General features: G+C 60.6%; 22 protein-coding genes, 1 tRNA gene and 1 other RNA gene. 12 read left to right on the forward strand and 12 right to left on the reverse strand.

Annotated features, from left to right (window positions below; translation table 11 throughout):
- Positions 1–79: 79 nt before the first annotated feature.
- A complete protein-coding gene (locus FYJ74_RS01630) occupies positions 80–631 on the reverse strand; it encodes a LemA family protein (protein ID WP_154527872.1) in 552 nt (183 codons plus the stop codon).
- A 201-nt stretch (positions 632–832) separates the two neighbouring features.
- Complete coding sequence (locus tag FYJ74_RS01635) at positions 833–2,191, reverse strand: alanine/glycine:cation symporter family protein (RefSeq protein ID WP_154527873.1); 1,359 nt, start codon at positions 2,189–2,191, stop codon at positions 833–835.
- Positions 2,192–2,710: 519 nt separating this feature from the next.
- Between FYJ74_RS01635 and FYJ74_RS01640 the strand changes: the two genes are divergently transcribed.
- On the forward strand, positions 2,711–4,069 hold the full coding sequence (locus tag FYJ74_RS01640) for an SEL1-like repeat protein (protein WP_195838760.1): 1,359 nt from the start codon (positions 2,711–2,713) through the stop codon (positions 4,067–4,069).
- Positions 4,070–4,252: 183 nt separating this feature from the next.
- Here FYJ74_RS01640 and FYJ74_RS01645 read toward each other — a convergent pair whose 3' ends face one another.
- From FYJ74_RS01645 to FYJ74_RS01660, 4 genes are all read right to left on the reverse strand, one after another.
- Positions 4,253–4,969: a B3/B4 domain-containing protein gene (locus tag FYJ74_RS01645; protein ID WP_154527875.1), complete on the reverse strand. Its 717-nt coding sequence runs from the start codon at positions 4,967–4,969 to the stop codon at positions 4,253–4,255.
- A gap of 66 nt (positions 4,970–5,035) precedes the next feature.
- A complete protein-coding gene (mce, locus tag FYJ74_RS01650) occupies positions 5,036–5,446 on the reverse strand; it encodes a methylmalonyl-CoA epimerase (protein WP_154527876.1) in 411 nt (136 codons plus the stop codon).
- A 110-nt stretch (positions 5,447–5,556) separates the two neighbouring features.
- Positions 5,557–6,213: a prepilin peptidase gene (locus FYJ74_RS01655; protein ID WP_195838761.1), complete on the reverse strand. Its 657-nt coding sequence runs from the start codon at positions 6,211–6,213 to the stop codon at positions 5,557–5,559.
- An 8-nt stretch (positions 6,214–6,221) separates the two neighbouring features.
- Complete coding sequence (locus FYJ74_RS01660; protein ID WP_154527878.1) at positions 6,222–6,773, reverse strand: isochorismatase family protein; 552 nt, start codon at positions 6,771–6,773, stop codon at positions 6,222–6,224.
- Between the two features lie 128 nt (positions 6,774–6,901).
- Here FYJ74_RS01660 and FYJ74_RS01665 point away from each other — a divergent pair, with 128 nt between their 5' ends.
- From FYJ74_RS01665 to FYJ74_RS01690, 6 genes are all read left to right on the forward strand, one after another.
- Positions 6,902–7,492, forward strand: coding sequence for a hypothetical protein (locus FYJ74_RS01665; protein ID WP_154527879.1), 591 nt, complete (start codon positions 6,902–6,904; stop codon positions 7,490–7,492).
- A gap of 56 nt (positions 7,493–7,548) precedes the next feature.
- Positions 7,549–7,626: transfer RNA gene (locus FYJ74_RS01670), tRNA-Pro, on the forward strand.
- 111 nt (positions 7,627–7,737) lie between these two features.
- Positions 7,738–8,214, forward strand: coding sequence for an SsrA-binding protein SmpB (smpB, locus tag FYJ74_RS01675; protein ID WP_154527880.1), 477 nt, complete (start codon positions 7,738–7,740; stop codon positions 8,212–8,214).
- Between the two features lie 33 nt (positions 8,215–8,247).
- Positions 8,248–8,565: a transfer-messenger RNA gene (ssrA, locus tag FYJ74_RS01680) on the forward strand.
- Positions 8,566–8,791: 226 nt separating this feature from the next.
- Positions 8,792–9,058 (forward strand): type II toxin-antitoxin system RelB/DinJ family antitoxin, encoded by a 267-nt coding sequence (locus FYJ74_RS01685; protein ID WP_154527881.1) that lies wholly within the window; start codon positions 8,792–8,794, stop codon positions 9,056–9,058.
- On the forward strand, positions 9,051–9,326 hold the full coding sequence (locus FYJ74_RS01690; protein WP_154527882.1) for a type II toxin-antitoxin system YafQ family toxin: 276 nt from the start codon (positions 9,051–9,053) through the stop codon (positions 9,324–9,326). Before FYJ74_RS01685 ends, FYJ74_RS01690 begins: the two co-directional genes overlap by 8 nt.
- 133 nt (positions 9,327–9,459) lie before the next feature.
- On the opposite strand, the gene FYJ74_RS01695 is transcribed toward FYJ74_RS01690, so the two are convergent.
- Positions 9,460–10,197, reverse strand: coding sequence for an IclR family transcriptional regulator (locus tag FYJ74_RS01695; RefSeq protein WP_154527883.1), 738 nt, complete (start codon positions 10,195–10,197; stop codon positions 9,460–9,462).
- 264 nt (positions 10,198–10,461) lie between these two features.
- On the opposite strand from FYJ74_RS01695, the gene trpS reads away from it, so the two are divergent.
- Positions 10,462–11,481: a tryptophan--tRNA ligase gene (gene trpS / locus FYJ74_RS01700; protein ID WP_154527884.1), complete on the forward strand. Its 1,020-nt coding sequence runs from the start codon at positions 10,462–10,464 to the stop codon at positions 11,479–11,481.
- Between the two features lie 78 nt (positions 11,482–11,559).
- Here the strand turns inward: trpS and FYJ74_RS01705 are convergent, their stop codons facing one another.
- From FYJ74_RS01705 to FYJ74_RS01715, 3 genes are read right to left on the reverse strand one after another with little or no spacing between them, the layout of a single operon-like run.
- Positions 11,560–12,144: a methyltransferase family protein gene (locus FYJ74_RS01705; protein ID WP_154527885.1), complete on the reverse strand. Its 585-nt coding sequence runs from the start codon at positions 12,142–12,144 to the stop codon at positions 11,560–11,562.
- Complete coding sequence (locus FYJ74_RS01710) at positions 12,134–13,201, reverse strand: lysylphosphatidylglycerol synthase transmembrane domain-containing protein (RefSeq protein WP_154527886.1); 1,068 nt, start codon at positions 13,199–13,201, stop codon at positions 12,134–12,136. The genes FYJ74_RS01705 and FYJ74_RS01710 overlap by 11 nt, the downstream gene beginning before the upstream one ends.
- A complete protein-coding gene (locus FYJ74_RS01715) occupies positions 13,198–13,806 on the reverse strand; it encodes a hypothetical protein (protein ID WP_154527887.1) in 609 nt (202 codons plus the stop codon). Before FYJ74_RS01715 ends, FYJ74_RS01710 begins: the two co-directional genes overlap by 4 nt.
- A 123-nt stretch (positions 13,807–13,929) precedes the next feature.
- On the opposite strand from FYJ74_RS01715, the gene FYJ74_RS01720 reads away from it, so the two are divergent.
- A complete protein-coding gene (locus FYJ74_RS01720) occupies positions 13,930–14,757 on the forward strand; it encodes a tRNA 2-thiocytidine biosynthesis TtcA family protein (protein WP_154527888.1) in 828 nt (275 codons plus the stop codon).
- Positions 14,758–14,830: 73 nt separating this feature from the next.
- Here the strand turns inward: FYJ74_RS01720 and FYJ74_RS01725 are convergent, their stop codons facing one another.
- On the reverse strand, positions 14,831–16,168 hold the full coding sequence (locus FYJ74_RS01725) for a glucose-6-phosphate isomerase (protein WP_154527889.1): 1,338 nt from the start codon (positions 16,166–16,168) through the stop codon (positions 14,831–14,833).
- A gap of 314 nt (positions 16,169–16,482) precedes the next feature.
- Here FYJ74_RS01725 and FYJ74_RS01730 point away from each other — a divergent pair, with 314 nt between their 5' ends.
- From FYJ74_RS01730 to FYJ74_RS01740, 3 genes are all read left to right on the forward strand, one after another.
- Positions 16,483–17,316 carry a sulfide/dihydroorotate dehydrogenase-like FAD/NAD-binding protein gene (locus FYJ74_RS01730; RefSeq protein ID WP_154527890.1) on the forward strand — a complete coding sequence of 278 codons (834 nt, stop codon included), beginning with the start codon at positions 16,483–16,485 and terminating at the stop codon, positions 17,314–17,316.
- Position 17,317: 1 nt separating this feature from the next.
- On the forward strand, positions 17,318–18,760 hold the full coding sequence (gene gltA, locus FYJ74_RS01735; RefSeq protein ID WP_154527891.1) for an NADPH-dependent glutamate synthase: 1,443 nt from the start codon (positions 17,318–17,320) through the stop codon (positions 18,758–18,760).
- 72 nt (positions 18,761–18,832) lie between these two features.
- Positions 18,833–19,081, forward strand: coding sequence for a DUF255 domain-containing protein (locus FYJ74_RS01740; protein WP_154527892.1), 249 nt, complete (start codon positions 18,833–18,835; stop codon positions 19,079–19,081).
- A 233-nt stretch (positions 19,082–19,314) separates the two neighbouring features.
- Here the strand turns inward: FYJ74_RS01740 and FYJ74_RS01745 are convergent, their stop codons facing one another.
- A complete protein-coding gene (locus FYJ74_RS01745; RefSeq protein ID WP_154527893.1) occupies positions 19,315–22,557 on the reverse strand; it encodes a glycosyltransferase in 3,243 nt (1,080 codons plus the stop codon).
- Between the last annotated feature and the right edge of the window lie 135 nt (positions 22,558–22,692).

Genomic DNA, 22,692 nt, shown 5'->3' on the forward strand with positions numbered 1-22,692 from the left:
TCCTTATTTTTTGACCGTCAGTTTAGCATTTTCTTCCTTCAGGCGTCGCTTCGGTCTGTCCGCTCGATGCTTCGGCATGTCACAACGACACTTTCGGGGCCTGGGCTTCGCCGGCGTCGCTCAGTTCGAAGAAATCGGCGCGGCGGAACCCGGTCAGCGCCGCCACCAGCGACGAGGGGAAGGAGCGCACGGCCACGTTGTACTCGCGCACGGCGCCGTTGTAATAGCGGCGCGCCAGCTGCAGGTCGTCTTCAAGACGGCTCAGCTCGCTCATGAGATCGCCGAAGGCGCGGTCGGCCTTGACTTCGGGATACGCTTCGGCGACGGCGACAAAGCGCCCCAAAGCGGCGGTGAGGGCGCTTTCGGCGGCGGCGATCTCGCGGGGCGAACCGCTTCCCTGCGCCGCGCGAGCCTGCGCAACGCTGAGCATGAGTTCTTTTTCGTGCCCGGCCAATCCTTTTGCGGCCGCGACGAGATTGGGGACCAGATCGTGGCGGCGCTTCAGCTGCACGGAAATGCCGCTCCAGCCCTCGTCCCGGCGCGAACCGAGGCGCACCAGCCGGTTATAGGCGGTCACGCCCCACAGGCCGACCAGGACGGCCACGATCATGTAAAAAACGCTCGGGTTCATCGAGAAACCTCCTTCGCAGAGATGATGAAAGTATACCAAAAAAGGGCGCCGGCCGCAGCGTTTCTTCTCCGCTCATCCACGAAAGAAACGGAGCGAGACAACGATCACCGTTTCTCTCGCTCCGTTTTTTGTACAATCACGCGGTCTCTTTCAGGATGCCGAAGACGGCGTCTCTTTTGCGAACTTGCGTCCGGCTTCGAATCAGGCTTTCAGTTTGCCGTCGTTGTCGAAGTCGTCCAGCGCTTTGGAAACGACCTTGGCGAGGCCGATCAAAGCGATCAAGTTGGGGAACACCATGATGCCGTTGAAGAAATCGGAAAGTTCCCAGACGAGGTCGAGCTTGAGGACAGAACCGACGACGACGAAGGCGACGACGACGAGGCGGTAAGGAGTCAGCCCCTTGTTGCCGAACAGGTACTTGATATTCTGCTCGCCGAAGAAATACCAGCCGATGATCGTCGAGAACGCGAAGAAGAGCATGCAGACGGCCACGAAGGGAAGTCCCCAGCTGCCGAGGCCGACCTTGAACGCGTTCTGCGTCAGGGTGATGCCGCTGGTCTTGCCGTCGAGGACGCCGGTGACGAAGATGACGAAGGCCGTCATGTTGAGGACGATGAAGGTGTCGATGAAAACGCCCATGATCGCGGCAAGGCCCTGCTCCGCCGGGTGCTTGACCTTGGCGACGGCGTGGGCGTGAGGCGTGGAGCCCATGCCGGCCTCATTGGAGAACAGGCCGCGGGCGACGCCGTAACGCACGGCTTCCTTGATCGTCGCGCCGATCAGACCGCCGGTCGCGGCCTTGGGATCGAAAGCTCCGTCGATAATCATCCAGAACATGTGAGGGATCCGGGTGCCGAAACGCACAAGAATGTACAGTCCGCCGAGGATATACAGTCCCGCCATGATCGGCACGATCTTTTCGGTCAGAGAGGCGATGCGGCCGACGCCGCCGAAGAACACGTAGGCGGAGATGGCGCCGACGACGCAGCCGACGATCAGGCGGTTCGTGCCGAAGGCGTTGCTGAACGCGTCGGCGATTGAGTTGGACTGCACCATGTTGCCGATGCAGCCGAGGGCGATGATGATCGCGACGGAGAAGAAGATCGCCAGCGGCCGGCAGTGAAGACCCTCGGTGATGTAGTACGCGGGGCCGCCGACCACGTTGCCGAGTTCATCCTTGCCCTTGTACGTCTGGGCCAGAACGGCTTCGGCGAAGATCGTGCCCATGCCGAAGAAAGCCGCGATCCACATCCAAAAGATGGCGCCGGGGCCGCCCATGGCGATGGCCGTGGCCGCGCCGGCCAGATTGCCGGTGCCGACCTGAGCGGCGATGGCCGTCGCCAAAGCCTGGAACGAGCTCATGCCTTCCTTGCCGGCGCGCTCGCCGAAGAGCGTCAGTCCGCCGAACACATGCTTGAACGCCTGGCCAAATTTGCGAACCTGAACGAACTTGAGGCGAAGCGTAAAATACAATCCTGTACCGCAGAGAAGAGGAATCAGACAGTAAAGTCCCCAGATAAAACCGTTCGCTTTTGAAACCAGTGCCGTTAGTTGGTCCATATACGAAAGCCTCCCTAGAATTAATAAAAATAACATTTCGCTGCAACGAAATTGCACCTGACTGAAAGCCTTGCACAAACTTTGGGCAGAAAGTTGTGAAAAGCTCACAAATCATACTGGTATTATGCGTTTCCTTTCACGAATTTACAACAGATACTTTACGGCAAAAAAATCTTTAGAATTAAAAATATATCCATATTTTTAATGCATCAACAATTAGAATTGGCCATCTTTCTCCCCGAAAAAGGCATCGTCAGGTTTCGCAAGTTTCGAGAGAAAAGGACTTGTCGTCGAAGTCCGCGCCGCCGCGAAAAACTTCACGCAGCTTTTTGCCGTCCGTTTTTTCCCGCGCTCATCCTCTAGAGGTTGAGGCAGGATTCGCTCTCTCGAAAAATTCGGAAGCACGGAAGATGCAGATGAGGTAAAATGAAGCTTGTACGAGTCGCTGTTTTCGTTATGCAGCATCACACGCAAATTTTCAAATTCATATTTTTGGAGAAGGAACCTCAAGGAGATCCCATGGAAAAGACAAAGTTCGCCGCCGCGTTGCTGGTGAGCGTCGTTTTCGTCCTGCCGGCGCGCGGCGCCCCGACGGAAAAAGCGGAAACGCCGGCGGCGTTTTCGAAATCGGACAAGCGCACGGGGCAGGGACTGCGGGCCTGGTTTGACGGGCGGGAGCGGGAAGCGGAAGAAATTTTTTCCCGCATCACGCGGGAGAACTCTCCCGACCCCGTTCCCTATCACGCCCTGGCCATTCTTCTCTCCGACCGGCAGCGGGATTACTCTCGAATCACCGAGCTTTACAACCGTCACAAAGCGCTCTCCCCCGAGAGCGGCGACGCCTACGGCGCCATTCTGCCGATCCTCGACGAATACGCCCGCAAGGGCTGCGTCCAGGCGCAGCTGCTTCTCGCCCGCGCGCAGGACTGGGGACTGGCGGCCGCGCCGGACGGAATTCATCCCATGCTCTGGCTGCGCCGCGCGGCTGACGGGGGCTACGCGCAGGCGCAGCGGGAGCTCGGGCTCCTCTATGAAACGGGCGAAAAACTCGAGAAGGACACCGCGCGGGCCATCGCGCTTTACAGCAAAGCCGCGGCGCAGAACGACGCTTTTGCGATGAAATTTCTCGCCGTACTGTATCTGAACGGGAACAACCCCGCTTACAGGAGGACAGCTTTCGAGCTTCTCAAGCGGGCGGACCGGGCGAATCTGCCCGAAGCGCAGCTGCTCCTCGCCCAGCTTTATCAAAAAGGGATTTTCGTGAAAAAAGACGCGAAGCAGGCTGTGCGGTGGTACGAAAAAGCCGCCCGAAACGGCAGCTCGGAGGCCATGAATATCCTGGCTTGGCGCTACGAGAACGGCGAAGGCGTCACAAGGTCGCCGGCGAAAGCGCTGCAATGGTACAAGGCCGCCGCCGAACGCGGGGAGCACAACGCGCTCTTTCGTCTGGGCGTTCTGTATTACACGGGCAAACACGTCGCGGCGGATCACGCGCTGGCCTTCGAATATTTCAAGAAGGCGGCGGAGCTCGGCGACGTCACGGCCTGGTACAACGTGGCCTGGCTGAACAAAACGGGCGACGGCACGGCGCAGAACTTTCGGGAGGCGAAAACCTGGTTTGAACGCGCGGCGCTGTCGGGCAACAGCCGCGCGCAGGTCAATCTCGGCGTGATGTACGCCAACGGCGAGGGGTTCCCCGTCGATTTCGAGGAGGCCTGCTTCTGGTTCGAGCTGTCGAAACTCTGCGGCAACGAGGACGCGCAGCAAGGGCTGGATTTCGTCGCGCCGCAATTGGACGAGGCGGCCAAAGACCGCGCCCGGCGCCGCGCGCAGCGGACTTTCAAACGGATGCGACGGCAGCGTGACGAGCAGCCGTAAAGCTCGGCTTCTCCCCCGTCGCGCCGATCGACGGGCGGGACGAAAGAGTTTTTTTCCGGCAGAAAACCTTTCGAGCCGCGGAAAGACGAAGAGCGGCCGGAAACCGATGATCTGGATTTCATCGGCTTCCGGCCGCTCTGATTGTTCCACGTGGAACATCACGGCACGGGGGTATTCCGCGCTCTATTCAAGGCTGACGGAGCGGTTTTCGCGGTCGGCGACGACGATGCGGCACGTTCCGCCAAGACGGCGCCGCGCTTTTTCCGCAAGCATTTCCAGCGCGCGGCGCAGATCCTCGCGGCGTTCCGGCGCGACGGATTCGATGACCAGAAAAGCGTTGACCGTGTCCTCGGTCAGCATGGTGCGCTGGCCGTCGCGCCAGTTCCAGCAGCGGCATACGGCGCCGGCGTCGTCGCGGTAGCAGACTTCGCCGGGCAGCGTCGGCTCTTCCGCCTCGTCGCCAAGCGCCAAGAAAGGATCGCCGCCGGCGCTGACGTCGAGGCGCAGGTCTCCCCGAAAGGCGTCGAGATCTTCGCCGCCGACGGGGAACCCCCAGGTGAGCGACACGGCGTTGTAGATGTCCACCAGCGGGTTGACGCTGCCGAGCCCCTTGCCTTTTTCCACCCGCTTCAGCAGCGCTTCGATCGAGCTGCGCGCGCCCTTTTTCGTTTTGAAGAGCTTGAAGGCGTCGCGCCAGACCGCCACGACGGGACACTGGCTGAGCGTTTCGCCGCTGAGGAATTTCCTCGACTCGTTCAGCGCGCTCTCGAGGTCCGCGGCGATGGCGGAGCGGTCTTTCACCTTGTCGGCATGGTTTTCCAGGCCGCGGGCGACGACAATGCCGATCTCGGCTTGGGGAAACAGGTTCCAGAATGGTTCCGAAGCGATAAAGCGGGCCATATGCGCGTCTTCTCCTTACGTTCGCACGTTTCGTGCCGCTCTGCGCGTTCAACTTTCGCGGTAGATTTATTGGCGTTCGCAGAGCTCGAGCAGCACGCCGCCGGTCGATTTGGGATGCAGAAAGGCGATCATCGCGCCGCCCGCGCCGCGGCGGGGCTTCTCGTCGATCAGACGGACGCCCTTTTCTTTCAGCTCGGCCAAAGCCGCTTCGAGGTTCTCGACGCGGATCGCCACGTGATGCAGGCCGCCGCGGCCGCCGTTTTTCTCCATGAACTTGGCGACCGGGCTGTCGTCGCTGGTCGGTTCGAGAAGCTCGACCTCGGTGTCCCTGATGGGCAGAAACGCCGTCTTCACTTTCTGGTCGGCGACTTCCTCCACGCCGTGGCACGCGACGCCCAGCGTATCCTGCCAGAACGCCAGCGCTTCGTCGATGCTGGGCACGGCGACGCCGAGATGATCGACCACTGTAAGATTCATTTTCATATCCCCCTTTGAATGATCGTGGAACTTCGTTTCGCCTATGATAGCAGAAAAACGCCAAAGCTCAAAGCGGATTCTTTTCTCCGCCAGGTCATGCGGGCCGCCGGCTATCCTTCGAAAAAGCCGATCGCCGTCCCCAGCCGCGGGCCGATCCGCGGCGCCGCCCAGAGCGCGAAAAGGAGGCCGATCAGCAAAAACGGCGCCAGCGGCAGCGCGTCCTTTCGCCCGACGCGCTTCGCAAGCAGCAGGAACAGGGCGGCCACGCCGCCCGAGACGATGCCGCCGTACAGAGTCAGCGCCGTCAGTTTCCAGCCCAGCAGCGCCCCCAGTCCCGCCATCAGGGACACGTCACCCCAGCCCATGCCGCCGCGCGTAAGCAGGACGAGCAGCGCCAGCGGCACGGCCCCGGCCGCCGTGCCCAGAAGAATTTCCTTCGCTCCGGGCAGAACGCCGTAAGGCAGCCGCAGCGCCAGCGCCGCCGCCAGAGAAGCGGCGACGGCCCGGTCGTAAATATAGCCGTCGCTCAGGTCGGTCAGCGCGTGGAACTCGGCGAAGCACAGCGTCGCCGCGGCCAGCGCCCAGTCACGGCGCAGCGGCCAGCTCGAAACGAGCAGAGCCCAGAAAATGGCCGTCAGAACGGCGCAGCCGGCGAAGACGCGCCGGCCGGCAAGGATCTTTTTTTCATCGTCCGCCGTCCGGCGCGCGAACGTGCACACAAAGGCTCCGGCGGCAGCTCCGCACAGGGCGGCCGCCCAGCAGGGCATCATCGACTTTATTTGAACAGCGGCAGCAGCGCCTTGAACTCCGGCGTTCCCGACCGGTCCAGGAGCTGATAGACGACCGTCTCCGCCGGCAGCACGGCGACGCCCGCCGCCAGCAGGTTGCGCATCGCCAGCTCGTGATGCCGGCGGTTGCGGCTCGCGCACGCCTCTTCGACGACGGCGACATCGTAGCCGCGCTCTTTCAGCTCCATGGCCGTGGAAAAAACGCAGATATGGCTCTCGATGCCGAAGACGACGGCCGACCTCCGCCCGCAGCGCGCCAGCGCTGCCGCAAAACCGTCCGCGCCGAAGCACGAGAAGCTGGTTTTGTCCATCACCGCCGCGGAGCCGAGCAGCCCGCGCAGCGGCGGCACCGTCGCGCCCAGTCCCTTGGGATACTGCTCCGTAGCCAGCACGGGGATTTTCAACACCGCCGCCGACTTCAGCAGCCGCTCCGCCTCGTACAAGACCGGCTCGATCCCGCTCATCGCCGGCACCAATTTTTCCTGCAGGTCGATCATCACAAAAACGCATTTTTCCGCGCGCAGACGCACAGGCTCCATGTTATTCCTCCTCGGGACATAAATTTCACGCGACTTATTATCCCATACATTTCACGTCATGAGAACAAAGTCGATTTTTTGTGATATGCTTATTCAGTCGAAAAGTTCACGCTCTGTGGAGGTATAAAATGGACAAAGATTTTTCCGACGCGCCGACGCCGCTGACTGTCAGCTCGTTGATGCGCAGCATGCTCAATCCCGACTATCCGTCGCACATCGTCAGGCTGCTCAACCAGGTCAAAGGCTGGCTGACCAAATCGTTCCGCCTGGACGGCCTGGATCTGCCCTACTGGGAAGCGATCCGCGAGGATCCCGACATGTTCTTTGGCGAACTCTCGTGGCTCGAATCGCAGGCCGCCCTGCTGCCCGCCATAACGCCGCCGGCGCCGCGCCCCGAAGCCGTGGTGCTCTATCTCGGCGAAGTCGATCTCACCGACGCCATGCGCCTCGCCGTCGATTACAGCCTGATCTTTTCGCGCGAGGAGTGCCGCCGCATGTGGGTCGTCTCCGACTGCTGGATCCCCTTCGACGTGCTCGAATACAGCGACCACATCAAGGCCATGGCGGAACACGGCATATCGCTGCGCTTTCTCGTCGTCACGCCCTGGGGGTGGGTCGAACTGCCCGTCGCCGCGCTGGGCAAGGTGCAGCTGCCCGGCATTTCGTCCTCCGACGGCGGCGCGGGAAGAAACCGGCGGCGTCACGGAGACGACGACTGATCCGCAATTGCCTCATTGACGAAACAGGGACAATGATGTACAATTCCCGTCGTGTCCGGGGTGTAGCGCAGTCTGGTTAGCGCGCCTCGTTCGGGACGAGGAGGTCGGAGGTTCGAATCCTCTCACCCCGACCATTTTCGGATGCGCAAGCCCCGGCCTTGGCCGGGACTTTTTTTTGTCCGCAAAGATTTGATTGACTAAAATTGACCTTCCGATTAAAATAAACGCGCAGAGGAGTGACGGCGATGGAGCAGAAGAAGAAAGACTACGTGGTCGCGCTGAACCGCAAGGCGCGCCACGACTACTTCGTCGTCGACACCTTCGAATGCGGCGTCGTGCTGACCGGCACGGAGATCAAGTCGGTGCGCGCCGGCAAAGTCAACTTGAAAGACGGCTACGCCAAGTTCGAACGCGGCGAGCTGTGGCTGATGAACGTCCACATCTCCCCGTACGAAAAAGCGAGCTGGTACCAGCACGATCCGCGCCAAAACCGCAAGCTGCTGCTCCACAAGTCGGAACTGCGGCGGCTCAGCGCCAAGGTCAAAGAGAAAGGCTTCACGCTCGTTCCCCTTTCCATGTACCTGAAAGAGGGACGGCTGGCGAAAGTCGCGCTGGCTCTCGCGCAGGGAAAAAACGCGCACGACCGCCGCGACGCGATCATCGAACGCGACGCCAAGCGCGCCATCGCACGGGAGCTGCGCAACCGCGGCAAAGATTATTAGCCGATTGTGTGTCGTTCGTTGTCCACATTCATTGGGGGCGATCAGGTTCGACTGGTATGGTGGAAGTCTGAGAGCAGGCCGAGCGACAGGCGTTACCTGTCACAAAAAAGAAACGACAACAACTACGCACTGGCTGCTTAACCAAGCAACCGCCCGAGCAACTGAGAGCGCCCGCAAGGTTGTGAGGGTCAATCACTGCGAGCGGCGTATGGTCCCGGAACGTAGAGAGGCGGCGGCTGTTTTGTCGGTCACAGTCCCGCTTCTGCGCAGTAAAGAAATCGACTAAGCCTGTAGCCGCTCATTCATACACACCATGTCAGGACCGGGGTGCAATTCCCCGCGCCTCCACCAGAACGAAATCTCACGAAGAGTCACATAGAGACAAGGCCGGACATTGTCCGGCCTTGTCGTTGTAAAACGAAAACCGCCGGCATTGCCGGCGGTTATGATTTGAGCAAAATGACGAGACCGATTAACGTTGAGATACATCTTCAAAGAAGTTGAAACTGAATAGTGCGTTGTATTGACAACGCACATTTATCACACTACAATTTAAGACAGAAAGGAGCTGATGATCATGGCGACAACCAACGTCACCGTAAGAATGGACGAAAACCTGAAAGCCGATTTCGAAGAAATGCTCGCCGACTTCGGGCTGAATACGTCGGTGGCCATTAACATCTTTGCGCGCCAGGTTGTGTACGAGCGGCGGATCCCGTTCGCCATCGCGCGCGACCGCCCCAACGCTGCGACGCGCGCGGCCATGGAAGACACCCGCGCGCGCCGCGGCCTGAGCAAGACTTTCTCGTCCGTAAAAGACTTGATGGCCGATCTCGATGCTTAACCTCAGATATCAGTCGGCCTTCAAGAGCGACTACAAGCGTATCCGCAAGCGTGGGTACGATATTCGGCGGCTGGAAGACGTCATCGAAACGCTCGCAAAAGAGCTGCCTCTCCCCAAAGAGTGCCGCGCCCACGATTTGGGCGGCAATTGGTCAGGGTTTCGCGAGTGCCATATCGAGCCGGACTGGTTGCTCGTCTACGCTATTGACCATAACGATTTGGTCTTGATCCTCAGCCGTACCGGTTCGCACAGCGATCTGTTCGGATAAAAGCAAAGGACGTTCTCTCGCGAGAGCGCCCGTTTTGTAAAACAAGTGCAGGACGGGCGGGAGGAAAAAACTCCCGCTCGTCCTGCGCTTTGCGCCGAGGGATCGCAGATTTTCCGGCCAAGGGGCCGATCTTTCACGATGCCAGTTCCGAAGTGACCTGCGCCGCAATTTCCCGCAAACGGGCCACGCCGCGTTCGACGACGTCGTCCGTCAGGCGGTTGGTTGGTCCGGAGAGATTCAGCGCCGCAAGGACCTGTCCGTTTTTGTCGAAAATGGGGACGCCGATCCCCACGCTTCCCTGCCCCATTTCATCGTAGGAGACGGCGTACCCTTTTTTGCGGATTTCCTGCAGCTTCTCCGGCGAAACGCCGGGGTCGGACTTCATCACCGCCGCCTGCACCTTGGGCGGCAAAAACGCCAGCAGCGCCGTCCCGCCGCCGCCCAGCGTCAGCGGCAGTTCCTCTCCGACCAGCACGGTCTGGCGCAGCGGATGCGTGCTCTCGATGCGGTCGATGCAGAGACGCTTGAAGTTATGGTAAATATACACGGAAACGTTCTCGTTGAATTCCCTGTGCACTTTGACCAGATACGGATGCGCCGCGAGGCGCAGTTCCTCTTTATCGTCCACAAGTTCGCCGAGCATTTTCACGGCCATGCCGGGAAAATACTTGCGGTTCTCGGGATTCCTCGACAAAAAACCTTTTTCCGCCAGCGTTTGGATCAGCCGATAGGTGCTTGTCGTGTTGCGGCCGACCGTCCTGGCGATCTCCGTCAGCGAAAGTTCACGATGATTTTTCAAAAAGCACAGAAGCACGTCGAGCCCATGTTCCAGAGTTCTCGACGTCGACTCGCTTTTCGTTGAATCCGACATTTTCCCCACTCCTTCGAGAAGAGCATCGCGTCGCGATCATTTCAATAAATACCGCTGCTTTTTTCATTATATGAATTTAGGTCGTGAAAAGCAACAATAACTGGGCCCCAAAGACTTTGTCGAATTCATGCTCCATTCCCCGACAATTTCGCAATACCATCGCAAGCGAATACAAATCCATCCTTGATTCTTCACCAAAAGGGCAATACAATTCTATGCTGTATGGCCTCGTTTTCAAGCCAGGCCCATGAAGTCAAGGAGGATATGACAGTGAACGAAGCGACGCGGACGGAACGGAAAAAAGTGATTCTCAGCGGCATCCAGCCGACGGGGATTTTTACGCTGGGCAACTACATCGGCGCGGTGCGCAACTGGGGCAAAATGCAGGAGGATTACGACTGCGCCTATTTCATCGCCGACCTGCACTCGCTGACGGTGCGCCAGGAGCCGGCCAAACTGCGCAAGCAGACGTTGGACGCTTTTGCGCTGCTGCTGGCCTGCGGCATCGATCCCGAAAAGAGCCTGGTTTTCATTCAGAGCCACGTCCACGCTCACGCCGAACTGAGCTGGATCCTGTCCTGCTATTCCATGTTCGGCGAGTTGTCGCGCATGACCCAGTTCAAGGACAAGTCGGCCAAGCACGTCGACAACGTCAACGCCGGGCTGTTTACCTATCCCGCGCTGATGGCGGCCGACATTCTGCTTTACCAGGCCGATTTCGTCCCCGTCGGGGAAGACCAGCGCCAGCATCTGGAGTTCACCCGCGACGTGGCGGCCCGCTTCAACAACATCTACGGCGAGGTGTTCCGCATGCCCGACGCCTACATTCCCGAGGCCGGCGCGCGCATCATGTCGCTGCAGGAGCCGACGAAGAAGATGTCCAAGTCGGACACGAACGTCAACGCGTTCATCTCCATCCTCGACGAGCCGAACGCCATCGTCAACAAGTTCAAGCGCGCCGTCACCGACAGCGAGACCGTCGTCTGTTACCGCGAAGGCAAGGACGGCATCAACAACCTGATGAGCATTTATTCGGTCGTCACCGGCGAAAGCTACGACCGGATCGAGCGCGACTTCGCCGGCAAGGGCTACGGCGATTTCAAGCTCGCCGTCGGCGAAGCCGTCGCGGAAGAGCTGCGCCCGATCCGCGAAAAATTCGCGGCGCTGACGGCCGACAAGGCGGCGCTGGAAGCGCTTTACCGCAAGGGCGCGGAAACGGCCGCCCATATCGCCGAGCGGACGCTGGGCAAGGTCAAGAAAAAACTCGGCCTGCTGCCCCGCTGACCCGCATCCCGCATAACAAAAAAATCCGCTCTTCCCGCGACACGCGCCGGGAGAGCGGATTTTTTTGTATTCCGTTTTTTACCACCACAGGCGCGAAAAGATCAGCGCCGTGCCGACGACCGTGACGAGCAGCGAATGGATCTCGCTTTTCAACAGGACCGAAGCGTCGTACCCGCCGGAGCCGACATGGGCAAGGGCTTCGCGGGAAAAGTTCTTCGGCACGAAGCGCCCGACGCGCTTTTTGTAATCCTCGTACTCCCGGCCGAACTTCCGCGCCAAAAACGCCTCTTCATGAGGCACGATCAGCGCGCCGTAGAGCACGCAAAACGCCGCCAGGAACACAACCGTGGGCACGTTGCCCGACATCCAGGCCCAGCCCAGTCCCAGCAGACCGTTGGCCACGTACAGCGGATTGCGGACCAATGCGTAGGGGCCCCACGTCGCCAGGCGCTGGGCCTTGACTTCCTCGCCGCGGTAAAGCGTGATGCAGCCCACGCCCCAGAAGCGCAGCAGCTGCCCGAGCGCCACCAGGATCAGACCGGGGACGATGCGGGCGGGCAGCGGGCGCGCCAGGGCGAGAATCACGACGAACAGCACCGTCCAAATGCCGCCGCGCTGTTTGAACGCCCAGGCGCGAAGTTTCTGCAAAGCGTTATTCCCCATTGTTCCGCTCCTCTTCGATCAGTTCGTCCCGGGAACCGCTGATGATCTTCTCCGCCGTGCCCCAGCCGATCATGCGGATGGCGACGATGCAGCCCATGAAGATAGCCAGATATTCCGTGAAAAAACGGCAGATGACGGCCATGATTCCCGCCATGTTCTCCGGCATCAGCAGGCCGAAAATCGCGGCGCCGCCGCCCTCGGCCACGCCGCTGGCGCCGGGCGTGGGGATGAAGTAGAGAATGAACATGAACATGGCCTGCGCCAGCACGGCGTGCAGATAATGGACCGGCAGCCTCACCGCGTGCATCAGCAGCGGCAGCACGGAGAACAGCGCCACCAGATGGCAGACGGAAAGCAGGAACGCGCCGATAAAATACGGCAGCCCGGGGCCGACCATGCGCTTCACGTTTTCGGAATAGCTGTCGATTTCGGAACAGGTGACGCGGTAGGCGCGCAGCACGCGCAGCCGGCTGAACCATTTGAACTTCTTCAGCCAGAGGAACATGGCGCAGCAAAAGCGCTTGATCATGTCGGCCTTGAGGATGCTGAGGATAAAAACGACCCACATGACCACCGACAGGATCCCCACGTAAAAGAACACGCCCTTGACCAGCACGCCGCCGGCCGCCAGCTGCGGCACCGTCAGAAAAGCCACCGGCGCCGCGATGCTCAGCAGAAAGGTGCTGAACAGCGTGCGGATCAGCGTGATGGCGATGCCCGAGCCGACCGGCACGCCCGACTTGTACAGTACGTAGACCTGGAACGGGCCGCCGCCGACCTGCATGGGCGTCAGCGCGCAGCCGAAATAGTGCAGCCAGGTCAGCACCAGACCGCGGACAAAACGGATCCTGTAGCCCATGGCCCGCGCCGTCAGGCAAAAACGCGAAGCGTCGCAGCTCCAGGCCAGAAAGACCATCATCAGCACGTACAAAATGTTGATCTTCCTCATGTGCATAAACGCGTGAAGCGCGTGCTTGTCCACGCTTACACAGATGATCAGCGCGCCGACGCCCAGCGTCAGGAACAGAAAGATCGCCAGTCCTTTTCGCAAGCTCATTCTGTGTCCTCCCCCGGCGTCTCGGAATCTTTGGCATCCTCCGACTCGAACCAGCCGCGAAGCTGCTTTACACCGTCCAGGAAGGGCGGCAGGACCTCGCGCTTCCACTCGTTCTCGTGCCAAGCCTGGGCTTCCGCAAAACGGCCGGCGGCCATAAGCTCCTGGAACGTTTCCACGCTCCGGCGCAGCGGCGCCGCGTCGGGAAGCGCGCCGCCGTATTCGGGATACGCGTCGCGAAAACCGTCCGCCACCTCGCCGATCCAGTCCAGAGAAGCGTAAATCCCGTCCAGCATGGAGGCTGCGAAGACCTCGGCGCCGTCAAGGATCCCCTGCAATCTTTTGAAGACTTCAAGCAGGGAATCTTTGATCTCTTCAAGGAGCTCCATCCCCAGTCCCCAGGGAGTGTTGGTCAGAACGTCCACGTCGATGCCGTCCGGGACTGTCAGCAAATCCCCGTCATCCAGCGATTCGCCGTCCGAAAGCATGTCGACGATCACGCGCCCTTCGGCGGAAACCTTTTCCCGCAGCGTCTCGAGCTGTTCCTCCCGCGACAGCGATTCCATATGCGGAAAGGTCCACTCAGTTCCATCGATCAAAAATCTCATAATATCCCCCTACAGGAATGGACTCTACATCGTAGCAATTTTAACACACATATCAACTCCGACGGGAAAAATCAAAAAATATATGCTAGAATTTTCTGGCCTGCACAAGGGAGGAAGGTTTCCATGGACGAAATCAAAGGAAAAGAGCGCCCCGGACCGCTGCGGATCAGCGCGAAAATCCGCCGCCTGACGGGAAGGGCCATTTACCGCTACGACATGATCACGCCCGGCGACCGCATCGCCGTCGGCGTTTCCGGAGGCAAGGACAGTCTGCTGCTGCTCCACATCCTCAAGTTCATCAGGACCTACAGCCCGGTCAAATACGACTTGCAGGCTTTCAGCGTCGACATGACCAACGGTCAGTGGAACCCCGCGCCGCTCCAGACTCTCTGCGATTCGCTGCAGGTGCCCCTGCATGTGATCCCTTACGCCATCGAGCACATCATCGACGTCAAGCGGGAAGAATCCCCATGCAGCCTCTGCGCCAACCTGCGCCGCGGCATCCTCAACGCCGCCGCCCAAAAGGCAGGCTGCAACAAGCTGGCGCTCGGGCACAATCTCGACGACGTCGTCGAAACGGGGCTGATGAACCTGCTGCGCAACGGGCGCTTCCGCAGCTTCCAGCCCAAACTCTGGCACGACCGCGCCGAGATGTGGCTGATCCGCCCCATGATCTATCTCAGCGAGTTTCAGATCCGAAACGAGCTGCACCGTCTCGGCGTCGCCACCTTCCAGCACTGCTGCAAGTACGGCGCCGACACCGAACGCTCGCGCACCAAGTCGCTGATCGCCGAGCTCAAGCCGCGTTTCCCGGACCTCAAGCAGAGCGTCCTCCACGCGCTGGAGCACCACGCCCCCGCCGACCACTGGACGGCGACGCCGCGGCTCTACGCGGGCGTGTACGAGTCGGACCGTCCCGTTTCGGATTCGGAGCGGCAGTCCGATCTCTGAGATTTTTTCATAAAAGACGGGCCGTTGCGAAAAAATTTCGCGACGGCCCGTCTTTCTTGAAAATACAATGATATCATTCTATCGAAAAGACCGCGCTCTTCGCGTCGGCTTCGATGTCTTCGAGCGTTTTCAGGTACGTGGCGTAATCTGCGCTGCCGCACAGCGCCAGAGCGTAATTCTTTCCTTCTTCCACACCCGGCTGGTCGAAGGGATCGACGCCGAGCGCCAGGCCGACCAGTGCCGTCACCGTTTCGAGCAGGAAGATCAGGCCGCCCAGGCAGAACTCGTCCGCCCGCTCCAGCTCGATCTCGCACAGCGGCAGGCCGCGGCGCTTCAAAGAAGCGACGACGCCGCGGCGTTCGCAGTCCAAGACGCGCTCCTGCGGCGTGCCGTCGAGATAGCGAGCCTCGTCGAAAAGCTTCTCCGCCGGGATCGCCAGGCGCAATTTCGCGCCGGGCTTCTCGCTGAGGAAGAAAAAGAACTTGTCGTCGGGGCCCGAGGTGTAAAGCTGCAACTGCGAGTGCTGGTCGACGGAGCCCAGCGCCGCCTGCGGCGTCAGGCCAAGGCCGTTCTTGCCGAGGCTTTCGCCCCAGAGCTGCGCGAACCACTCGCTCACCGACTTGAGCCGGTCGCCGTAGGACCAGAACACCGTCACGTTGCGGCCGGCCGCTTCGCCGCGCAGCACTTCCCGGGCGATCGCCGTCGCCGCGCTGCCGGCCGTGTCTCCCAACAGCGCTTTCTTCATCGCCGCCGCGCCGGCCAGCAGCCGTTCCGCGTCGATGCCCAGCGCGCCGGCGGCCGCCAGCCCGCAGGCGGAAAGCACCGAATAGCGCCCGCCCGTGTCCGCGGGGAAGTCGAGACGGCGCGTTTTTTTCTCGGCCGCATAGGCGTGAAGGAATCCTTTCGCCGGGTCCGTCACGGCAAAAATATGCTTCTCGACGTCCGCGCCAAGTGCCGCCGACAGCTTCTCCCTGAAAAACAGGAAGTTGCTCAGCGTCTCCAGCGTACGGCCGGACTTGCTGACGACCAGCAGCGCCGCGCGCCGCGGCTCGAGCTGCGCCCAGATCGCCTCGTTGCTGCGGGCGTCGGCGTTGTCGGCGACAAAAAGCTGCGGCTGACCGCTTTTTCCGGAAAACGGATAGAGCGGATCGCAAAAAGCGTTCATCAGCATCTGCGTGCCCAGCGCCGAGCCGCCGATGCCGATCAGCACGATCTGCTCGAATCGCGCCAGCTCGCGCGCCATTGCCTTCAGCGCGGCAATATCCCGCTCGGGCAGGTTCATCCAGCCGTAACCGTTTTTCTCCTGGCGGGCACCGTCAAGGAGCGTTTTCCATGCGGTCTCGAGCGCGATCCCGACGTCCGGCAGATCGTTTCCGACCTTCCGTGCCTCGGTAAGACGAATTTTCAGCATGACTCTGTCCTTCCTCCCTCTTGAATGTATGGTACCGCTTCGCCGCCATCGAGACGTTAAAAAGATGTCTCTTTTTTCTCACAAAACGCGACACTTCTGATCTTTTGCTGTGTTTTTTAGCATAATGAGGAATTGTATTTCGCTTTCGCCCCGCTTGTAAAACGTAACTGCCGTTGTATAATCTTTCACAAGGGAATAACTGTTTCAGGTCTGACACGGAGGACGTACATTTATTTTACACATTCCGGCCTGTTTCAGCTATAGGGAAATTCCTGAAGCCATCTTGAATATTTATATCGATAGGGGGACATTACATGTTCAAGATTCTTTCCAAGAGCGCTTTTGCGGCCAACGAATTCGACATCTGGATCGACGCGCCGCAGATCGCTCGCAACGGACACGCCGGACAGTTCTGCGTCCTGCGTGTGGACGAGACGGGGGAACGCATTCCTCTGACCGTCGCCGAGTATGACCGCGAAGGCGGCCGCATCCGCATGATCTTCCAGACCGTCGGCAAAACCACCACGGCGCTTGGCAAGCTCAACGAAGGCGACTGCATCCACGACATTCTCGGGCCTCTGGGGACTCCCAGCGAGGTCAAGAAGTACGGCACGGTTCTCATGATCGGCGGCGGCGTCGGCATCGCGGCGCTGTTCCCCATCATCAAGGCTCTCAAGGAAGCCGGCAACAAAGTCATCACCATCCTCGGCGGACGCACCAAGGACCTCGTCATCATGATGGACGAGTGCGCCAAATACTCCGACGAACTGATCGTCACCACCGACGACGGCTCGTACGGCGTCAAGGGCGTCGTCACCACGGCCATGGACATGCTCGCTCAGCGCGGCGAAAAGATCGACTACTGCTGGGCCATCGGGCCTTCCATCATGATGAAGTTCGCCTCGCTGAAGGCGAAGGAACTGCAGATCCCCTGCTGGGTCTCGCTCAATCCCATCATGATCGACGGCACGGGCATGTGCGGCTGCTGCCGCGTCACCGTCAACGACAAGATCCGTTTCGCCTGCGTCGACGGTCCCGAGTTCGACGGCTGGGGCGTAAACTGGAACGAGTTCATGACCCGTCTGCGCCAGTACAAGGATGAAGAGAAGATCTCTCTCGACAAGTACAAAAGCGAGGTTGGTGAATAACATGGCCATTTCTCCGAAAAAGACCCCTATTTCCGAGCAGGATCCCAAAGTCCGCGCCCATAACTTCAAAGAAGTCTGCCTCGGCTACACCCCCGAAGAAGCGATGCAGGAAGCCGCCCGTTGCCTGCACTGCAAAAACGCCCCCTGTATCAAGGGCTGCCCCGTCGCCATCCATATTCCCGATTTCATCGCCGCGATCAAGGACGGCGATTTCGAGAAATCGTTCGACATCCTCAGCCAGTCCACCGCCCTGCCCGCCGTCTGCGGCCGCGTCTGCCCCCAGGAAAAACAGTGCGAGGGCGTCTGCACCGTGGGGCGCATGAAGGACCGCGCCACGGGCATGAACAACGAGCCCGTCGCCATCGGCAAGCTGGAGCGCTTCGCCGCCGACTGGAAAGCGGCGCAGCCGGCCGTCAAGCCCGCCCCCGTTCCCTATAACGGCAAGGGCAAAGTGGCCGTCATCGGTTCCGGTCCCTCCAGCCTCACCGTGGCCGGCGATCTGGCCAAGCTGGGCTACAAGGTCACCATTTTCGAGGCCCTGCACCTGCCCGGCGGCGTTCTGATGTACGGCATCCCCGAGTTCCGTCTGCCCAAGGCGATCGTGCAGCACGAGATCGACAACATCCGGGCGCTCGGCGTCGACGTCGAAGTCAACGTCGTCGCCAGCCGCACCGTCACCGTCGCAGAAATCCAGAAGAACTTCGACGCCGTCTACATCGCCACCGGCGCCGGTACGCCCAAGTTCGCCGGCACGCCCGGCACCAACCTGAACGGCGTCTTCTCCGCCAGCGAATACCTGACCCGCATCAACCTGATGCACGGCTACGAGTTCCCCGCCTACGACACGCCCGCCAAGAGCTCCAAACACGTGGCCGTCATCGGCGGCGGCAACGTCGCCATGGACGCCGCCCGCTCGGCCCTGCGCCTTGGCGCCGAAAGCGTCACCGTGCTCTACCGCCGTTCCGTGGACGAGCTGCCCGCCCGTATCGAAGAGTATCACCACGCCGTCGAAGAGGGCGTCAAGTTCGAGTTCCTGACCGCGCCGACGGAGTATATCGCCTACAGCGGCGACGACAAGAACGAGATGGGCAAGCTGGTCGGCGTCAAGTGCCAGCGCATGGAGCTGGGCGAACCCGACGCTTCCGGCCGCAGAAGCCCCAGGCCGATCGAAGGCAGCGAGTTCACGCTCGCGATCGACACCGTCATCGAGGCCATCGGACAGAGCTCCAACAAGGTCCTGCTGAACGCCTGGCCCGAGCTGAAGACGAACAAGCGCGGCTACATCGAGGCCAACGAAGAAACCGGCGGCGCCACCTCCATCGAAGGCGTCTACGCCGGCGGCGACATCGTCACCGGCGCGGCCACCGTCATCCTCGCCATGGGCGCCGGCAAAACGGCCGCCAAGGCGATCGACGAGTACCTGACCGCCAGGGCCGCCAAGTAGTCCTTTCCCGTCCCTCGCAGCGAGAGCGCTTTCCGCGCCCTCGCTGTTTTTCTTCGCAAAGGAGGCGACTCGATGAGCTGCTGCGGCAAAACCGGCTACAACGCCAACGGCGATCTGAAAGACTGGAAGATTTTCAGAACGGAAACGCTGAAACTCGCGCAGACAAAAAACGATCCCGATTTTACGGAATACGTCGACGGCGTCAGCGACAAAGCCTGGGCGCATATCCTCGAAGAGAACTTCTTCACCCCCAAAAAGGCGATGGAACGCCTGTGGGGATTTTACCGCACCGACATTCTGCCCTACCGGGATCAAAAATAAGCGCCGCGGCGAATAGCCAGATTCGCGGCGTTCATTGAAAATCCGCGTCAAACAAAAAGGGATTTCCGAAAATTCGGCCCCGTGAGGGTCATTGTTTCGGAAATCCCTTTTTTCACAAACAGGAGCGCAGGAGGCACGCCACGCATAAAGGGCGGTCACGCCCGCGCCGGCAAAAAAACTTCATGACGTCGTTCCGCTTCCCCGCCAAACGCTCTCCCTCCGCAGACGGGCGATTATTTTTTCAGTCCCAAATGCTTCAGCGCCCGGCGCAGGGTGTACGCAAATCCGTGCTCGCGCCAGCAACGAACGCCGCCGCGCGCTTTGCGGGGCGCCCAGGTGAGGACGCGCCAAAGGCGGAAGGACACGCTGCGCTGGAGATCATGCATCACTTTTTCTTTCGTCCGCAACTGGTTTCGAACCGCCTTCAACTCACGATCGGCTGCCTGACGCCGCGACGCTTCCTGCACAGCGAGACTCCGGTCTTTTTCAAGCTTCGCGCAGCGCGCGTTCACGTTCCGAAGCTGGAGTTCAAGCTCGTCCAAACGGCGGCAGAGCGCGAACAGATACTCGCTTTCATTTTCGTACTGCAGCAGGCGCGTCACGTAACCCAGATTCGAAGGATTGTAAAAATAGCCGCGATCGCGCCGGTCAAGCTCCATCATTTCATCGGCCTGCGGTTTTACCTCGCGCAGGATCCTGAACACGCTGGCAAGCGTGCCGACCATGCGCAGATTGTAAGCGCAGCGATCCAGCGTGCTGTTGACGAAGCTCTGTTTCACCTGCGGCCAGCATCCCGCCGCGACCAGATTTCGCTTCCACAGTTTCGTCGCCTCCCAAAAGGCCAGCGGCGATTCGTCCTTGGTGTGTTCGAGGCTGCGCGGATTGTTGACGCGGCGCCGGTACCCGGGCGCGTCGCACACGGCAATCCGCGAGGCTTCGCACAGCGCCGTATTGATAAAGACGACATCCTCGGCTCTCGGCAGCGCCGGAAAGCGCAGCTGCCGCGCGTCGAGAAAATCGCGGCGGAACATTTTGCCGCCCGGACCTCCGCCGCAAAAATTGAAAATATACTGCGGCACGTCGCGCCGGCAAAACACGGACAGGTCGCGCGGCAACAGTTCCAAGCGCAGCGAATGCGGCTCGCCCGTGGCGGCCGCGCCGCCCTGCCAGCGAAGCGTTCGGCCGACGACGACGTCCGCCTGCGCGGCGCGGGCCTGGTCGGTCATCTTCAGCAGATAATCGGCGTTGAGCGCGTCGTCGGCGTCAAGGAACGTCACATATTCGCCCCGCGCCGCGTCCAGCGCCAGGTTGCGCGCCACGCCGGCGCCGGCGCGTTCCTGCGTCATCACGGCGATCCGTCCGTCGCGCGCAGCGTATTCGCGCAGGATATCGGGCGTGTCGTCCGTCGAACCGTCGTCGACGCACAGCAGCTCGAACGAAGTCAGCGACTGTCTCAGCACGCTTTCCACCGCTTCGCACAGATACCTCTGCGCGTTGTAAACGGGCATGACGACCGTGACAGCGGGGCGCTCCTCCGCAGCGCTGCCGCGCCGTTCCTCAAAGCGCGGCGGCAGGCACAGATTTTTCAGCGTCCAAAAATAATCCTTGTACGCAAACGCCGCGATGAAATCCTCGCCGACGTCGTCTGCGTCGAAGCTCCAGACAAACTCTTTGATGCGTTCGTGAAGGGCGTAAACGTTTTTTCCCCGTTCCAGCCGACGGAAATATTCTTCAAAAAAGCAATTGAGTTCCCGCCGGCAAACCAGTCGCGCCGTTGCCTGCGGCAGCGTGGCCGCCGCCTCGCGGACCGAAGCATACGAAACAATCCGCTGTTCGAAGGACGGCGATTCCGCTTCGGCGGCACAGCGCTCGGCAACGGGAATGTCGGTGATCATCAGGCGCTGCGCCGCAGTCAGACAACTCACGGAGAAGCTGCGTTCGCCGCCGTCCGGCAGCGGCGAAAACGCGAGGCCGCTTTGGCGCATGAACTCGGTTCGGTACAGCCCGTAAACGGAGGCGCCCATCTCGAGCAGCTCGCGCGGCGCTTCGGCGAAGGCAGTGACCGTCCACAGTTTCGGGCAGTCGCGGTGGTTCCACAACGCCGGCAGCTCTGTTTCGCCGCTGCGCGCGTCCTTCAGACGCACGGCCCCTTTGACAAAATCCAACTTGTTTTTCACAGCCGTATCGTACAGCCGCCGCAGACTGTCGGGAAGCAGTCTGTCGCCGGCGTCGAGAAAGATCGCGTACTCGCCCGCGGCCGCATCGACGCCCGCGTCACGAGCGGCTCCCGCCGACAGATTCTTCGGCGTCACGATCCTGAGACGCTCGCAGTGTTCGACACATTCTCGCAGGGCCGACGACGAAGCGCCGCCCTCGGCGCAGATAATCTCACATTCAACCAGCGATTGGCTGAGTACGCTGTCGAGAGTCCGGCGCAGCCCGTTTTCTTCGCCGCGGACAGAAATGATCACGGAGACCTTCACCGCCCCCGGAGGCAGCGCCTTGTTGGCGAGAAAAAGCCTGAAACGCAAGCGTTCCTCTATCAGCAATTGCTCAACCGGTGCCCGTTCCTGCGGCGACAGCGTCGAGAATCGTTTGGCGCCGGTACGCTGAATCGACGCGACGATATTGCGCGCGGCTTTGGCGGCGCTTTCCGCAAGAGCCCGTTGCGAAAGCAGCTTGAGCATTTCTTCCCAGACGACAAAGCAAGACCAGACGTCGGCAAATTTCACCGGGCTGGTCATGATGGAATTTTTGCGGATACGGTGCAGATAAAGGATCTGCGGCAGGTGAGCGGCGCGCTTCGCTTCCAACATCGCCATAAAGGAAAAGAGCTCGTCCTCGTGGACGATACCCTCGTAAAAGCGAATGCCGCCGCTCCGCAGGAAATCCCGCCTGATCATCTGCATCCACACGACGGGCACGTAGTCGCCGTTGGCGCGCATCGCGCCAAGCAGCTCTTCGCCGACGACGACGGCCGGGTACTCGCGGACGCGGCGGTAGTATCCGCGCGTGCGCTCGACCTCGGCTTCATAGGCAGGTTCGTCGGCAAAACACTCCGCGTTGAAATAAAGGATGTCGAGCCGGCCGTCCTCCATGCGCTCATACAGCGCCCGCAGCGCCTCGGGCTTGAGAACGTCGTCGCCGTCCATGAAGAAGACGTACGGAGCGCGGGCGGCGTCGAGCCCGCGGTTGCGCGCCGCCGACAGGCCGGCGTTTCCCTGCGACAGCACCGAAATGCGCGGATCCTCGGCGGCCCAGCGCATCAGCACGTCCAGCGAAGCGTCGGTGGAGCCGTCGTTGACGCAGATCACTTCCAGCGGCGTCAACGACTGACGCAGAACGCTTCGCAGCATGTCTTCGAGGTATCCTTCCACATTGTACACGGGGACAATGACGCTGACGAGCGGCTGTTCGGCCTGATTCTGTTTCATGACGACGCAGGAAGATTTTTGCTTATCCATAAGCTGTTTCATCGCCACGACCTCTCCGTCAAAGAATGAAAAGACGCCGCCGAAAGAGCGAGTACGGCTGCATCAAGCGCCGTACTCGCTCTTTCGGCGGCACGGCAACCTTGGAAGCAAAAATACATTATAAAAGTAATAATAACA

The organism is Pyramidobacter porci, from assembly GCF_009695745.1.
GTDB lineage: Bacteria > Synergistota > Synergistia > Synergistales > Dethiosulfovibrionaceae > Pyramidobacter > Pyramidobacter porci.

Bases quoted from the DNA above. Each gene is read 5' to 3' on its own strand.
- gltA (WP_154527891.1), top strand. From the start codon at position 17,318: ATGGCCATTTCTCCGAAAAAGACCCCTATTTCCGAGCAGGATCCCAAA.
- FYJ74_RS01695 (WP_154527883.1), bottom strand. From the start codon at position 10,197: ATGTCGGATTCAACGAAAAGCGAGTCGACGTCGAGAACTCTGGAACAT.
- FYJ74_RS01690 (WP_154527882.1), top strand. From the start codon at position 9,051: ATGCTTAACCTCAGATATCAGTCGGCCTTCAAGAGCGACTACAAGCGT.
- FYJ74_RS01745 (WP_154527893.1), bottom strand. From the start codon at position 22,557: ATGAAACAGCTTATGGATAAGCAAAAATCTTCCTGCGTCGTCATGAAA.
- FYJ74_RS01685 (WP_154527881.1), top strand. From the start codon at position 8,792: ATGGCGACAACCAACGTCACCGTAAGAATGGACGAAAACCTGAAAGCC.
- smpB (WP_154527880.1), top strand. From the start codon at position 7,738: ATGGAGCAGAAGAAGAAAGACTACGTGGTCGCGCTGAACCGCAAGGCG.
- FYJ74_RS01640 (WP_195838760.1), top strand. From the start codon at position 2,711: ATGGAAAAGACAAAGTTCGCCGCCGCGTTGCTGGTGAGCGTCGTTTTC.
- FYJ74_RS01705 (WP_154527885.1), bottom strand. From the start codon at position 12,144: ATGGGGAATAACGCTTTGCAGAAACTTCGCGCCTGGGCGTTCAAACAG.
- FYJ74_RS01740 (WP_154527892.1), top strand. From the start codon at position 18,833: ATGAGCTGCTGCGGCAAAACCGGCTACAACGCCAACGGCGATCTGAAA.
- FYJ74_RS01730 (WP_154527890.1), top strand. From the start codon at position 16,483: ATGTTCAAGATTCTTTCCAAGAGCGCTTTTGCGGCCAACGAATTCGAC.
- FYJ74_RS01655 (WP_195838761.1), bottom strand. From the start codon at position 6,213: ATGCCCTGCTGGGCGGCCGCCCTGTGCGGAGCTGCCGCCGGAGCCTTT.
- FYJ74_RS01715 (WP_154527887.1), bottom strand. From the start codon at position 13,806: ATGAGATTTTTGATCGATGGAACTGAGTGGACCTTTCCGCATATGGAA.
- FYJ74_RS01665 (WP_154527879.1), top strand. From the start codon at position 6,902: ATGGACAAAGATTTTTCCGACGCGCCGACGCCGCTGACTGTCAGCTCG.
- FYJ74_RS01710 (WP_154527886.1), bottom strand. From the start codon at position 13,201: ATGAGCTTGCGAAAAGGACTGGCGATCTTTCTGTTCCTGACGCTGGGC.
- mce (WP_154527876.1), bottom strand. From the start codon at position 5,446: ATGAATCTTACAGTGGTCGATCATCTCGGCGTCGCCGTGCCCAGCATC.
- FYJ74_RS01635 (WP_154527873.1), bottom strand. From the start codon at position 2,191: ATGGACCAACTAACGGCACTGGTTTCAAAAGCGAACGGTTTTATCTGG.
- FYJ74_RS01660 (WP_154527878.1), bottom strand. From the start codon at position 6,773: ATGGAGCCTGTGCGTCTGCGCGCGGAAAAATGCGTTTTTGTGATGATC.
- trpS (WP_154527884.1), top strand. From the start codon at position 10,462: ATGACAGTGAACGAAGCGACGCGGACGGAACGGAAAAAAGTGATTCTC.
- FYJ74_RS01630 (WP_154527872.1), bottom strand. From the start codon at position 631: ATGAACCCGAGCGTTTTTTACATGATCGTGGCCGTCCTGGTCGGCCTG.
- FYJ74_RS01645 (WP_154527875.1), bottom strand. From the start codon at position 4,969: ATGGCCCGCTTTATCGCTTCGGAACCATTCTGGAACCTGTTTCCCCAA.
- FYJ74_RS01725 (WP_154527889.1), bottom strand. From the start codon at position 16,168: ATGCTGAAAATTCGTCTTACCGAGGCACGGAAGGTCGGAAACGATCTG.
- FYJ74_RS01720 (WP_154527888.1), top strand. From the start codon at position 13,930: ATGGACGAAATCAAAGGAAAAGAGCGCCCCGGACCGCTGCGGATCAGC.